This window comes from Oceanobacillus aidingensis (assembly GCF_042654105.1).
In the GTDB taxonomy this organism is placed as follows: domain Bacteria; phylum Bacillota; class Bacilli; order Bacillales; family Amphibacillaceae; genus Oceanobacillus; species Oceanobacillus oncorhynchi.
Genome location: NZ_JBHSFT010000004.1, coordinates 136,158 through 151,145, shown reverse-complemented (window position 1 = coordinate 151,145; position 14,988 = coordinate 136,158). Strand labels below are relative to the sequence as shown.

General features: G+C 31.2%; 8 protein-coding genes. 2 read left to right on the top strand and 6 right to left on the bottom strand.

The annotated features are described in order from the left end of the window. Window positions 1-267: 267 nt before the first annotated feature. Window positions 268-684, top strand: coding sequence for a hypothetical protein (locus ACFO3P_RS04305; RefSeq protein WP_379542209.1), 417 nt, complete (start codon window positions 268-270; stop codon window positions 682-684). Window positions 685-899: 215 nt separating this feature from the next. Here ACFO3P_RS04305 and ACFO3P_RS04300 read toward each other — a convergent pair whose 3' ends face one another. The 3 genes from ACFO3P_RS04300 to ACFO3P_RS04290 all read right to left on the bottom strand — a co-directional run bounded on the left by ACFO3P_RS04300 (window position 900) and on the right by ACFO3P_RS04290 (window position 9,176). After that, on the bottom strand, window positions 900-4,292 hold the full coding sequence (locus ACFO3P_RS04300; protein ID WP_379542208.1) for an SH3 domain-containing protein: 3,393 nt from the start codon (window positions 4,290-4,292) through the stop codon (window positions 900-902). A gap of 231 nt (window positions 4,293-4,523) precedes the next feature. Beyond that, window positions 4,524-6,800, bottom strand: coding sequence for an asparagine synthetase B family protein (locus ACFO3P_RS04295; protein WP_379542207.1), 2,277 nt, complete (start codon window positions 6,798-6,800; stop codon window positions 4,524-4,526). Window positions 6,801-7,472: 672 nt separating this feature from the next. Beyond that, window positions 7,473-9,176, bottom strand: a complete 1,704-nt coding sequence (locus tag ACFO3P_RS04290; protein WP_379542206.1) for an alginate lyase family protein — start codon at window positions 9,174-9,176, stop codon at window positions 7,473-7,475. 90 nt (window positions 9,177-9,266) lie between these two features. Here ACFO3P_RS04290 and ACFO3P_RS04285 point away from each other — a divergent pair, with 90 nt between their 5' ends. Beyond that, a complete protein-coding gene (locus ACFO3P_RS04285; protein ID WP_379542205.1) occupies window positions 9,267-11,063 on the top strand; it encodes a hypothetical protein in 1,797 nt (598 codons plus the stop codon). 182 nt (window positions 11,064-11,245) lie between these two features. Here the strand turns inward: ACFO3P_RS04285 and ACFO3P_RS04280 are convergent, their stop codons facing one another. Genes ACFO3P_RS04280 through ACFO3P_RS04270 form a run of 3 tightly spaced genes read right to left on the bottom strand, consistent with a single transcriptional unit; the run spans window position 11,246 to window position 14,985 of the window. After that, complete coding sequence (locus ACFO3P_RS04280) at window positions 11,246-12,892, bottom strand: ATP-binding cassette domain-containing protein (RefSeq protein ID WP_379542204.1); 1,647 nt, start codon at window positions 12,890-12,892, stop codon at window positions 11,246-11,248. A 15-nt stretch (window positions 12,893-12,907) separates the two neighbouring features. After that, the gene (locus ACFO3P_RS04275) at window positions 12,908-13,711 is read right to left on the bottom strand and encodes an ABC transporter permease (protein WP_379542203.1); all 804 of its coding nucleotides are present in this window, start codon (window positions 13,709-13,711) and stop codon (window positions 12,908-12,910) included. Then, window positions 13,708-14,985, bottom strand: coding sequence for a nucleotide sugar dehydrogenase (locus ACFO3P_RS04270; protein ID WP_379542202.1), 1,278 nt, complete (start codon window positions 14,983-14,985; stop codon window positions 13,708-13,710). The genes ACFO3P_RS04275 and ACFO3P_RS04270 overlap by 4 nt, the downstream gene beginning before the upstream one ends. Window positions 14,986-14,988: the final 3 nt, after the last annotated feature.

The window sequence follows — 14,988 nt, the reverse complement described above, 5'->3', positions numbered from 1 at the left end:
TCTAACACGATTTGTGATTTAAATTCGGCTGTATATCTTTTTCGTTTCATATACCTACCTTAACATCTCCTTTTTTCGTGTCTAGATTCTTGGGTCCATTATATTATAAGTTTGCTTTCACTTCAAATCCAGCAAATTCAAATATTTTCCATACTATACGAATCTATTGCACAATTAGATAATTCTGCAACCTTTCTTACCAAATTAAGAAGATTATCAATATCTACTTGTGTTATAATACGATATTATATATATAGGAGGATTTTCATGAAAAACAACTTATTCATCTTAATTTTTGTTAGCATTTTAGTTCTAGCAGCTGGTTGTAGCTCCACCAATACTTCAGAATCACAATCGGAGCCAGAGCAGAAAACAGATACAAATTCAGAGACACGATCTGAAACTGGAAATGATAATATTGAACCTCAAATTGCAAATCTCATGATTGAAAAAGTAGATGACTCTAGCTTTTATGTTGTTACTACAGCAGAAGGAAACGAAATAAATTATGCATACTATGTATTTAAGGACGGTGAGGTCTTAGAAAAATTCCCGTACAAAAAGGATGCCCACTTTTCTTATTCACCTACAGAATCAGGCACGTATAAGGTTAGGTCATTCATAAGAGACCAAGATGAAAATATAGTTCATGATGATACAGATGAAATTGAATTTAATTTTTAAATTATATTATTCATAGAAGAATTAACATTGCTTATAATCTCATATTTTCAAATAGCTGTAGCAGATATTAAATGCAATTTCCGCTGTGGCTCTGACTCTCTTTATTAAGAGAAGACTACCATTAGTGAATCAATCCATCTGCAATACTTAAATCTAATAGTTGTGCTATTACACAAAAAAGAGGTTCCAAAAATTGTAACTTGGAACCTCTTTTTTTAAGATTTATATTCAGGTATATCTAATTGTAAATTATCCAGTTTTAAAGCTTGATAAAGATTGTACATTGTAGAAACTTGTTTTTGTGCCCATCCAATATCTGTTGCATATTGATGTGTAGCATAGCCATGTCTCTCCATACCTTCTGGATTCCAGCGCATTTTATATAAAGTATTTTGCCCCGCTTTTACATAACTATTACCTATGAATGATGCACCGCCTACAATAGCTTTATATGGTGTTGTCCAGCCTTCTTCATAGGCTCTTTTAGCTCCGCATTCTATCGCACAATTATCAAATGCTCCCACACCATACATATTATAAACTTTTACACCATTATACATTACTCCCTTAGCTAGGGTAGATCCGCCATTACCGGTTTCTAAAATAGCATGTGAAAGTAAATAAACATCGTTTATTCCATGTGCCTTCCCTGCATCTCTAAAAGCTTTTCCCTGACTAGAAAGTGTTCCTTTACCAGAGAGGTAATTGTTTAAATCTGTTATAGATGCATCACTTATTTTAGAGAGATCTAAGAACTGAAATTGCTGTCTTGCATCATTAACAAAATTAGTTGGATCTAGGTAATGTAATACATCTTTTTCACTAGCGTTTACCCATTGTCTATGGTTAAACGAGATTTGATACCATCCATTGTATTCTCCTAAAATAGTAACTTTAGTACCGTTACTAAGCTGACCGACTGTTTTATTCCCAGCAGCCGGCCCACTGCGGACATTTAGGGCACTTGCTGTTACTCTATTATTACTAATGTACGCTTTGGAAACATATGCATAAGGGCTATCTGTTTGCGCAGATGCGTTCATTTGCATTTTTAAAGCTTCTGATAATGTTACATTATAAGGAGTCTTAACAGCTCCACCAGTAATATTCACATCAGCTTTCAGTACGTACCCAATTCGATCCAAATAAAGCACCCGCCACCAATTTCCATAGTCTGAGGCTATTACATAATTAATATCTTTATCTATTTTCCCCATAGAAACTAATTTTCCTGATGAATTATCGTACACATCTACTTGTTTTTTAGGAGTTAACTTTCTATCAGAATTTGTATAAGAATTATTTAAATTATTTATTTCAGTTCCTGTTGCATAGCCGGTATCAGACTTTCTGACATATCCATAGATATCTCCAAACTGTACTCGCCACCAATTTCCGTAGTCACTTACAATCGAAAATACTTGATTTTTTTGCAAAGAACCAACTTTCTTCAAAGAACCGGAACCACGATTATCATAGATTGGTAGGTTATTTCTATGTACTCGGAAAAATTCATCGCCTTTTTTAAACTCCGCTTGTACTTCATCTTTTCTTACATAACCAATTCGATCGGCTAAAATAACACGCCACCAACTTCCGTAATCACTGGCTATTGGAAGAATTGAACCCTTTTCTAAATTACCAAACGGCACAAGAGTTCCAGACGTATTATCATATATTGTCACTCTTCGAAGTGATTTTATGTCTCTTGATATTTTGGTATAATTATTTTTGTTTTGAATAGAACGGCCAGTGCTTGGAGAAGTATCAAATTTTCTTACATAACCGTGAATATCCCCAAATTGAATTCGATGCCAGCTACCATAATCGCTAACAATCGAATACTCTTGTCCTTCAATAACTTCACCGACTTTTTTCAACGGACCAGAACCACGATTGTCATAAATAGCTGTAGTTTGATCAGCTCTAAAATAATTATTAAAGTTCGCATGTTGAAGATTTCCTTCATTTTTTTGCACATATCCAACACGATCGGCAAAAACTATACGCCACCAATTAGTATAATCTGTAGCTATTGGAAACACAGTTCCTTTAGACAATTTACCAATTGGTTCTAAACTCCCTGACGAGTTATCATACACAGTTACATCTTGAGTTGCTTTATATTTATGTTTTGTATCTGTATAGGTTTTATTCTCGTTGTTTATAGATCGTCCATTATCTGGAGAAGTACCAAACTTTTCTACATAACCGTAAATATCTCCAAATTGGATTCGGTGCCAGCTGCCATAGTCATTAACTCTTTCATAAGCCTGCCCCTTCTCAATCTCTCCAACTTGCTTTAAAGGCCCGTTACCTCGATTATCATAGATCGGTAGATTTTTATCTGCTTTAAAATAGTTCTGAAAGTCTGCATACTGAACATTACCTTCATCTTTCCTTACATAGCCAACTCGATCTAAATAAACCACTCGCCACCAACTACCATAGTCACTAGCAATTGGAAATACAGTTTCTTTATTTAGTTCACCAAAAGGAACTAATTTTCCAGAAGTATTATCATACACTGTCACATTTTGATTTGCTGTATATTTATGTTCAGTATTATCATATGATTCGTTCCAATTCTTTATATCAGTTTTCTTTCCACTTACCGTATCGGATTTTTTTACATAACCATAAATATCTCCAAATTGAACTCTCCACCAGTTCCCATAATCACTAAAAATTGGATAAACCTCTCCTTTTTTTAGGTTCCCGATTGGTTTAAGTGGCCCGTTACCGCGATTGTCATAGACAGTCAAATTATTAACATTTACTTCAAAATAACCAGTTGATGAATTCGAAAAAGGAGTTACTGTTTTAAATTGAGTCTGCTCTAAAGATTTATCAGTATTTTGGTGAGAAATTTCTTCTTCATTTTCGGAGGCCTCTTCCTCAATTTCAGAATCCTCTTCTGTTGCTGTTTCTTCTTCAAGGAGCTCTTCCTCGGTTTCAGAGCCCTCTTCTACTGCTATTCCTCCTTCAAGTAGCTCTTCCTCAGTTTCAGATCCCTCTTCTGCTGCTCTCTCTTCTTCAAGGAGCTCTTCCTCAGTTTCAGAATCCTCTTCTGTTGCTGTTTCTTCTTCAAGGAGCTCTTCCTCGGTTTTGGAGTCCTCTTCTATTGCTATTTCTTCTTCAAGGAGCTCTTCTTCGGTTTTGGAGTCCTCTTCTGCTGCCGTTTCCTCTTCAAGGAGCTCTTCCTCAGTTTGGGAGTCCTCTTCTGCTGCTGTTTCTTCTTCAAGGAGCTCTTCCTCAGTTTGGGAGCCCTCTTCTGTTGCTACTTCTTCTTCAAGGAGCTCTTCCTCAGTTTCAGAATCCTCTTCTGTTGCTGTTTCTTCTTCAAGGGGCTCTTCCTCAGCCTCAAGACCCTCTTCTGATTTTGCTTCCTTTTCAAGGAACCTTTCCCCGGTATCGTTCCTTTCTTTCAAATTAATTTCTTCCTTGAAAACTCCGTTGTCACCACTATGTAATTTTTCATTTTCAACAATTTTCCCTTCTTCTAACAACGGTTCTGCGCTTGTTGGTATTGGTGAAACAATCTGTACCAATATAAACAGTGTGAAAATTAATAAAAAGAATTGAAAAATACTTATTTGTTTTTCCATCTGCTGCCTCCTTTCATTATCGTATTATAATAAAAACTACCACCCTAGTTAATTAGGATGATAGTTTTTATTATAATACTTTTGGATTAGATAAACAACGGAATTTTATGTTCATATAAAATCTTTATGAGATTTATTTAGCATTAAAATTAAGCAGTATGTCTACTTATATCACATTACTTCAAGAATTAAATATAATGGTTTTAAAGGGATAAATCATTTTAAAGCTTATTAACTATAAAAGTGAATTCGCATTTGGTTTATATCAAAAGTCCCGTTTGCTCTTCCTTCACTTATCTTAAAAGCAACTTTAAATCTATTTGCTTCTGGATGCATTACTGCTTTATACTTATAAATATTTTTTTGATTCAATATATTTAATTCTTCTTTTTTAGATTCAACTCTTTCAGAATTATTATATTGAATAAAATATAGCTCTAGTAAGAAATCATCAGGTAAATGTTTTTCAACTTCAAAGAATAATTCTGCTACTGAACCCTCTATTTTATATAAATTAGCATATTTTTCAGAAGGTGGTTGTGAAAAAGGGTTATCAAACAGTTGAAAATACAATCTATCGGAAGGAACATAGTCTTTCCAGCTGATGGTACTGGATATATTAGATTTTTTTTCTATCTGCAATTTTTCATTTGAAGTCCTTAAATATTCATTAGGTATTAAATTTATTTTTTTTAGAACTCCTTTTTTCTCTTTAACACTACTCTTAGGAACTTTTATATTTGTTTTTAATATTTTCTTTTCACTTGAATACCACTTATCAGATAACATAATACTACTTGTAAATAAACTCCATAAAAAAGTATCATATACTGCAAGAGATCTTTTTCCTTTTTTATTAAATAATTCTTTTACCTTATTCTTATTGACAATATCAAAAATTGGAGAATTTTCGTCTGCAAAAATAACTTCATAAAACTCTTTATTTAAATTTGTCAATATATTTTTTCTCCAATTAAATCCACCTCTTATCGAAGTTGCATATAAAGGTTTTCTCTTTATCCAGTTTTCTATATCATATTTGCTATAAGGATGACCTTTCTCAAATGACCATCTGTCTTCCGCGAATGGGATATTAACCAAATCAGAATTTATTCTTAATAGAATATTGTATATTAAATGCTCATTACTTCCATAATGAGTTTTTAACAACTGCGCTTTTTTCGCCAATCTAGATTCAAATAGAGGAGGATAACTATAAAAGCCCATTGTGTATCCTGATCTAGAGCTAGCTGACCATCTGCCACTTCTATAAGTTAAATAAAAACTATTTAAAATATCACTATATGTTAAGTGTTTTGGATGTCTGTCTATAAAATCATTGAAAAACTGAGTATACTTTTTGTATTCATCATCATTTATCAAATCATTATACTTAGCAAAACTGGAAAGGAAAAACTCAAGTAATTCCTCTCTAGATGTAATGTTTGCAAGTTTAGCATAACCACCTTTATATAGTCCTCCTCCTTGGCCACCAATACTAATTCTTTGATTATTGAACTCTGGTGTAAGTCCGCTAATATTCTCATAAGCAAATAACATACCTTCACAATTCTTTATTGTATTAACTGCTCTATCATATAAATCAATATTTATTGATGATGCGCTTCCTGGCGGGATTTTAACTTCATGTTTAATATTTAGTTGATTAGCTATTTTTTTTCCTATAATTACATCAGGAGTATCTTCAAAGCCATTCGTTATTGTTTCTACATTCACCCCCAACTTATGCATAGCTGCAATGACTAAACGGCTATCTTTTCCGCCCGTTAAACCCAATTTAAACGTAGAATTATGTTTTTTGAAATATGAAAAACTATCTAGAAATAATTCTGATATTTCATCATAAAATTGATTTGTAGGATCTTGGGTATAAATATAATTATCAAAATCGTCTATTGGACTAATATTTATATGATTATCATAAATAATCATTTTACTATTCCTATATAAAGCTTTAACTCCCATAAAAGGAGTATTATCATCACAAAAAAATCCATTATTTAAAAACGAAACAAACGAACTGACGTCATAATTTGGAGTTTCTAATCCATATGCAATTAAATGAACAAGAAGTGCTTTTGTTCCAACAACTATCCTTTTCGGTGTTTCACAATAATATATTGGCTCTATTCTTGTAATATCAGACCAAGTCGTAAAAGTGTTATCATGAAGCCATGAAATCGTGAATATCCCGCCGATTTCAGATATATATTTTTCCTTATCAGAAGCTGATAAAAAATCATGTATTACAGTATCTTCATCCTTCAAAAAGTCTCCAGATAATCCAAAATGATGTTCATAATGTGAATAATTGATCTCATTTGGTTCATTTGTGTAATTATATAATGATAGATTGTTAGAAGAGCCTGGATTTTTTTTCACTTTAACATTTTCTTTTCCAAAAAAACGTGAAAAAGATTCTTGTATTTTTCTTTCATAATTCAAATTATTTTCTTCTTTTTCTGATATAAAAAGATATCCTTTCATTAAACCATCCTTTCTATTCAAAGCTCTATACTTATATTCAATATAACGCAGCTATTTTTAATTACTCCTCTAGATAATAACGTAAAAACAGAAATATCTAAATAAAAAAATAACATCATTATATACGTATAAATGTTGTTACGTATTACGGACAGATTAATTCAGCAGCACAACAAGTTTTCAATCGTCAAAGTGCTGACGTTTGAGCTAGTAACTACTTTAAGAGAAAAAAGCAATTTTTTTCTGATATAATTAACGAAAATACTATATTTTTCTACCTTTAACTTATCCTTTATATTTGTGCAGAAGTAAGCGAATATCTATCAAAAAAATGCCCAATAGGCACTTCTATTTGAGTATCATACACGCACAATCTTATTTCAAGCACTTGCTTAGGGATTTCTCTCCTTCTATCAAATACATAGAATCAGACGTTACAGTCAATGGCAAGCAGCTTTCACTGCATTTCTCTACTATTAAAAAGTCCATATCAATGTCTCCATTCATCCACAACATCATCTATCCTTTATTGCATACTATTTAATTTATTTCTATTAAGTTTCATTTATATTACTTGCCCATGAATAAATATATAACAATAATAAGACACAACTGTAGAATGAAATGATAATTAATTTAGTTAGTTTCTTACCTAAAGGATAGGAGTCTATTCTATACACTAAAAGTATGACTTTCACCATTTTTACAAATTACTGTATACTTGTTGCCATTTGCTGTTTTTAATACATAATTTTTAATCCCACTATCAGAATTAGGCTCTAAATTAATTATTGTTTTATATTCCAAATTATCGCTTTTATTAGAGAAACGTAATTGGTTAATTGGATACTTTTCATTAAATTTACTAGACTGCCATCCTGCTATTGGCGCCTCTTCACCAAAATAGTGTTTATATTCCGTAACATGGTTAACCTGTAGCAATTCAATTTCTTTTTCATCGGCAGTGCTTTTTAATAATATTTTCTTTTTTGTCAATGAAGTTACCTCAACATCTTTACCAATATTAAATATTTGACTATAAGTATGTGTTTTTGAAGATTGTAACTTATCATGAATAAGGACAGAAGACATTTTTTTAAGATAAATAAGTGTTCTTTCTATTTTGACTCCTGGATATAATTCATGTATTCCAACAACATAGTTATAATCGTGATTAATACCATATTTAATAACTTTAGATTTTCTTAATTGAGCGGATTTTAGTTCATAGGTTTTTCTATCAACAGTCACACTATTATGAGCTAATGTACTTCTGAAATATTTACGATACTCATCGTTTTCTTGATAATTATATTTTCCTGAATCCACAAAAAAATCTGTATCACCAATAGTAAGTAAAAAAGATAAATCATCTGCATGTTTATGGGCTAGCGAATGAAATGAAGCCGTAAAATAAATATATAGTTCCTTCTTCTTTTTCAAGGTATCTTTAAAAATTGCAACACCGTCATCTTCATATACAATTTCTTTTACTGGTTTTTCGCCTTTTTTTCCTTTGGACCTGACATAAAGCATTTTAGGATTTTTAATTTCGGACATATGTATAAAACGTACAGAATCAGGGCCTGAATCACCAGTCATTGGAACTATTCCATTTGGCTTCACAATGTAAGCTAAATATTCTTCCATTTTAAAGATAGTATTGCGAAGTTTTGATATCTGCTTACCGTGATATGAAAGAAAATTATCAATTTCTCGCAATAGCCTTAACATTAATATATGATAAGATGAACTATTTTCTCTATGTACTCCTTTTTCAGATACAAATTTATTAACGTAGGTCAATAGTCTTTCTACTGCTTTTTCATACCAAAGTTGACTATTAGAAATTTGAGGGAAAATTGTTGATAATTCAATTAAAGCTCTGTCTTGATATACACCATGGTTATTTCTAAAATTGTAATTTCTATCAGCGTAAAGAAACTCACCATGTTTTTCTAATAATAATATTAACTGATGTTCAAATTCTTCTTCATATAATTCTGAGTTAATATAAATAGACCAAAAGTAAATAATAGCTACGACACGATTAGCAGTACTGTGATCCTTCCAAGCATATTTACTAACAGATTTTTCTGAAGAATTATTAGCCTCTTCCCAACTCTTTATAATTTCTTTTGCTTTATCTATGTAAACACTTTTTTTTTCGTCTTCATATGCATTCATCAAATAGTTAATAGAGCTTAAACTATGTAAATAATAGCACCATGTTCCATTGTTAAAAGGATCTTGCTTCCAATCAATTCCATCTTTTATTTCTACATGCCCCCATAAAGGATGAACAATTAATTTATTATCAATAATTTTTTTTGCGTATTCTATAGTTTTTTTATTTTTTTTATTTTTAAATATCATAAAAATGCCTCCCTTTATCCTAATTTATATTGTAAACTATTTGTATGCCCACAACAAGAAGCAGTAATATTTAAGCGGAGGAGCAAGTATATGGAAAAACAGATAGTTGAATTCAATCCTTTAAAAGAAAACATTAGCGAAAAGTCCAAGGTAGTTATTTATGATGAGCAATATAAGAAAATTTTTCTTGAAAAAGAAATTGATAAAGACAATACATGGACTATTAAAGAATCAGATTTAGAAGAGCATTTAAAATATATATATAAATATCAAGTGTTCAAGAATAACAAATGGATAGATAAAACATCTTATAAGTCTTTAAGATTTGAAAGAAAAACTAATAAAGGAATAAATTATGTTTTATATCCAGAAAAAGATAGTAATTTTTTAATTGTTGGTTTTCAGGGTATAAGTAAAAATCCTAGCTATAATTATGTTAGAACCTTGAAAAGTATAAAAGCAGTACAGCTTTATATCAAAGATGATTATGGAACCGATATTACAAGTTCTTCTTACTATTTAGGTCCTGATGGTTCAAAAATAATTGCCGAGGCAACATCTGAATTAATTGAAGGCATTCGGGTTGAATTTGGTATTAAAAAAGATAATGTAATCTGCATTGGTTCTAGTAAAGGCGGGTTTGCTGCCCTTTACTTCACCTATAAGGAAAAATACGGACACGCTGTTGTCGGCGGCCCCCAAGTTAAATTAGGTACATATCTTTCACATGGTAAACCTGCAGATAATCTTGATACCAATTCATTTATGCCAAAAATTCTTGAATATCTCATTGGAGAAGTAACTGATAAAAAAATAAAACAGTTAGATAAAATTCTTTTTGACACTATTGAGCAAAGTAATCATGATCCAAATATTTTTATTCACGTTGGAAAAGGCGAACCTCATTATAAAAAGCATGTCATGCCTTACTTAGAAAAGGTAAAATCTTTACATTTAAAAAATACAAAAATAGATTTAGGTGATTATAACACCCACAGTGAACTAGCTAAATTTTTCCCAAAAATATTATATGAAACAGTTTTAAATATAATAAATATAAAAAATGAACCTGCATCAATAAAAGGTTTTGAAAATATAGTTATTGATTTTAACAAATTAAAAACAATGGTATTAAATAAAAATAAGCAATTAGCGTTAAGCGTAGTAAAAGATAATATTACTTATGAATTTTTACTCTATATTAGAAATAATAGTCAAAAAGCAATTGTATTTGGTTCTGGTGCTTATAATCCAAATAAAGTTTCTCCGCCAATATTTAATCGTTTTTCTTGGTATGAACATTTTGAAGAAACTTGTATCTACTACAATGACCCTACTCTGTATTTGAGTGAAGAATTAACGATTGGCTGGGGCTATGGAACAAGTGAAAAGCATTATATTGAGGAAATTGCAGAAATATTAGAGGTACTATATAAAAGAATTAAAATCTCACATGAAAAAGTTTTATACTTTGGATCCTCTGCTGGAGGTTTTCAAAGCTTAATGCTAGGCTCAAGATTACAGGGATTGGTAGTGGTAAACAATCCACAGACTATAATAGAAAATTATTATAAAAATAGTGTAAAAAAACTGCTGAATTGCTTAACAGAGAAATCTCTTAATCCTGAAAGAGCCATTGCCACAAAATATTTTGAAAAAAACAAGTATGTACCGACAATTATATATATGCAAAATATGGCATCTGAACATGATATGCAAAACCAATTTATCCCTTTCATGGAACAATTAAGGAAAATAAACGGTGATTTTATAGAGAAAAGAAGAGTAAGGACATTAATGTATATGAATGAGGAACAAGGTCACAATCCGATGAACACAAAAGAAACCGTAAAAGTAATTAAAAATAATCTACAGCTTCTAAAATGAAATCGAAATCAAAAGTAGCGATTTACAATCAAATTTATAATCTTCAAATAGCCCAAAACTACTAATTAATCGAGTTTGGGCTATTTGAAGATTATTTAAAAACAAAAAACTTGATTAGTTCCAGTACAATAATAAAAACCACAAAAGATTGTATCATTACAACTAACAGAAACAGTAGAACTTTATTTTATCTTAAACATTATATTTCGATTACTAACATCTAAAATCACTGTATATTCAGCTGTAACTAAATAAAATAAACTATCATCACTTGAACTAATTTGTGATTCTGACGTTACCTCATTAATAATCGAAGAATCTACATCAATCTCATCGAATTCAATAGTTTCAGCGATATCATCTTCATTAAAATAATAAGAGTAAGCACCATATTCATATTCAAGGATATCTTTCCCAGATTGGTTTGTATACTCGTCTGTTAAACCTCGTAATGTATTTTTCACATTTTCATAATCAGCACCTAGAAAAGCGAACAAATAAGCATACGATTCTTGTATAGATTCCGAAAATAGCGGTAAAAATGTTTCAATGGAGAGCGTAGAATTCGCCATTTCGTCATCATCTATTAATTCCACATTTTCGGTTTCTACATAACCCGAAATAGTATCATTTTCAACACTAACTTTATAAATAGAATCATCTATCTCTTCTTCAATAAATACTTTCGTAGCAAAAGAAACTTCTGCCTCTATATCATTTTCATTTAAATCAGAATCAAGATAGACAGGTACATCTCTTCCCTTTATTATCCCACTTTTATCAATTGTAAGAATTGCTGGTTCTGATTCTTCTGCTAAGTTGTCGCTATCCTCTACTTCTGTTGCCTGTCCTAAACGATTGGTAATAGCTTCAATTGGATTATCGATAAACAGGAGTATCGTACTACATACAAACAGCGTAAGTAGAAAACTTAATTGCAGGAAAGGGAAGTGTCTCTTTTCAACTTTTTCTTTTTTGGGATTAGACCTTCTTTTCATTGGTATTTCTGGTCCTATTTCTAGACTGTTTATATTTACTGATTGCTTTTGAGTTGCTAACATTTTCTTGCGGTACTTCTTTTGTTCTATTTTGCTCAAATCATTAAACCAATCAATAAATTTAGTATATTCTGCTGCAATTTTATCTTTCTCGCCAAACATCTTAACTTGACCAAAGTTTAACCATAAAATTCGATCAGAAATCGTTTTTACCTGTGAAAGAGAATGACTAATAAAGAAAATTGTTTTTCCCTGTTTCTTAAATTCATCAAATTTATCCAAACACTTTTTGTAGAATGTGGAATCCCCTACTGACAATGCTTCATCTATAACTAAAATATCTGGTTGGATATGAGCAGATATCGCGAAACCTAAACGGGATTTCATTCCACTGGAATAACTTTTAATTGGTTGGTTAATAAAATCTCCAATATCTGCAAACTCAATGATAGTCGGTTTTATTTCTTTTATTTCTTCTTTCGTCAAACCGTGCATCATACATTTCAACTCAATATTTTCCATTCCAGTTAAAAAATTATTTAAACCTGCTGAAATGGCTACTAAAGACGTCTCACCATCAATAGATATATCACCAGTTGTCGGCGGTGTCACTTCAGCAAGTAAACTGGACAATGTTGATTTCCCAGATCCATTAATCCCAATAATTCCAATAGTTTCTCCCTTATATACTTCAAAAGAAACAGAAGATAAGGCTGAGAAACCTTTTTTTCCTTGTTTCAAAGAAAAAATCTCTAATAATTTGTCCGATTTTTTCTTTAACATGCTATATGTTTTTGTTACATTAGTAAATTTTACTACTGGCTTATTCATATGAAGCCTCCGTTATTACAAATAATCTACAAACTTATTTTTGAAATTGTTATGCACAATACAACCTATAAATAAAATTAATAAGGTTAGTGACCAGAAATAAAACATATGCCGCCAGTCTTGATAAAACCAGTCCCCGGATAAAAATGAATCTCTGATTCCCATTACAATATAAGCAAAAGGATTTAATTCAATAAATGGCTTATACTTCTCTGAAAAATTATCTATAGTCCAAAATATTGGAGTTAAAAAGAAAAATAATCTAATTACAGATTGAAGCAGTAATTGAAAATCTCTGACTAACACAGAAATTGTTGATGCAAATATTGTAATGGAAAAAATAAGTGCATACATGCATAGTATATAATAAGGCAACTGAATAAGCTGGATACCAAAATCTAAGTTATAAAAATAAGCAATAAACACTAATATCACTAACATAATTAGAAAATTAAAGGTATTACTAATTATTACTACAGAAGGTAATATACTCACCGGAAACTTCATTTTTGAAACTAAATTCACTTTACTATATATACTATTAGAACCTTGATTAATTGTAGAGCTTATAAACATCCAAGGTACGAGCCCTAATAATAAATACAGTAAAAATGGCGTATCGCCAACAGGTGCTCCGTTCCTTAATCCAATCCCAAATACAAACCAATATACACAAACACGTATAAAAGGATTTAAAAATTGCCAGAGAATGCCTAGATAATGCATTTGATATTTGCTTTTGTTTTCATAAATGGAAAGACGGAAAATTAATGGTAAATATAACACCTGGTCTCGCAAAATAGCTATAACCGATTTCATCCTAGAACTTTCTCTTTATTGGTAAACTCATATAAATTTCCATAGTTAATATAGTCAAAATTGTCATTAGTGTTAGAAACAATATTTTTTGTGTCAAATATCCTTTTATTTTTCATTAAACTTAGGTTTTCTTGGTCTAATACTTTAAATTCATTGTGATCTGTTAGTATAACAACTAAATCAGATTCAGCAACAGCTTGTTCCATATTTACTTCTACCCAATCTGTATCTACATGCGGATCAAAAGCTCTTACTTCATAATTCCCTTGTAATTTAAGCAAACCATAGATATCCATTGCAGGGCTCTCACGAATGTCATCCACATTCCCTTTGTAAGCAAGACCAAACACAGTTACTACTTTACCATCTACTTGTTCCATCAGTTTATTAACATTCTGAACTACATATTCTGGCATAGATGTATTGATTGTTCTTGATAAATCAATTAACTTAGCAGTTTCCGGTGCTTTTGAAATAATGAAATATGGATCAACAGCTAAACAATGTCCCCCGACTCCTGGGCCTGGAGTATGTAGATTTACCCTAGGATGTTTATTAGCCATATCGATTACATCTAATGCATTAATATCTAATTCATTACATACTTTCGCTAGTTCATTAGCTAATGCGATATTTACATCTCTAAATGTATTTTCCATTAGTTTAGACATCTCAGCAGTCTTCGCATTTGTTTTAATAATTTCTCCTTGTACAAACGTGCTGTATACCATTGCTCCAGCTTCTGTACATTCTGGTGTTACACCGCCGACAATACGGTTATTGTAAATTAATTCGTGCATAATTTGGCCAGGTAAGACACGCTCAGGACAGTGAACTAAGAATATATCTTCTCCAATTGTAAATCCAGCTTTTTCTAATACAGGCTGAACTAAATCTTCTGTAGTTCTCGGTGCAATTGTTGATTCTACAATAATAACATTTCCTTTTTCAATATAAGGCAGAATTGTATCCACTGCACTTAGTACATAAGCAGGATCCATTGATTTATGAACATCATCATTGTTTGGTGTTGGAACAGATACAATAAACGCATCCGCTTTTTCAGGTGTTAATGACGCTCTAAATGTACCTTTTTCAATTACTTCTTCTAACGCTTCCTGTAGTCCAGGTTCTTCAATATGAATTTGTCCTTCATTCAATGAATCTATTACTTCTGGCTTCACATCTACTCCTATAACCTCTACATTGTGTTTTGCAAACATGATTGATGTCGGCAGTCCAATATATCCTAATCCCATTGTGTTAATTTTCATTAC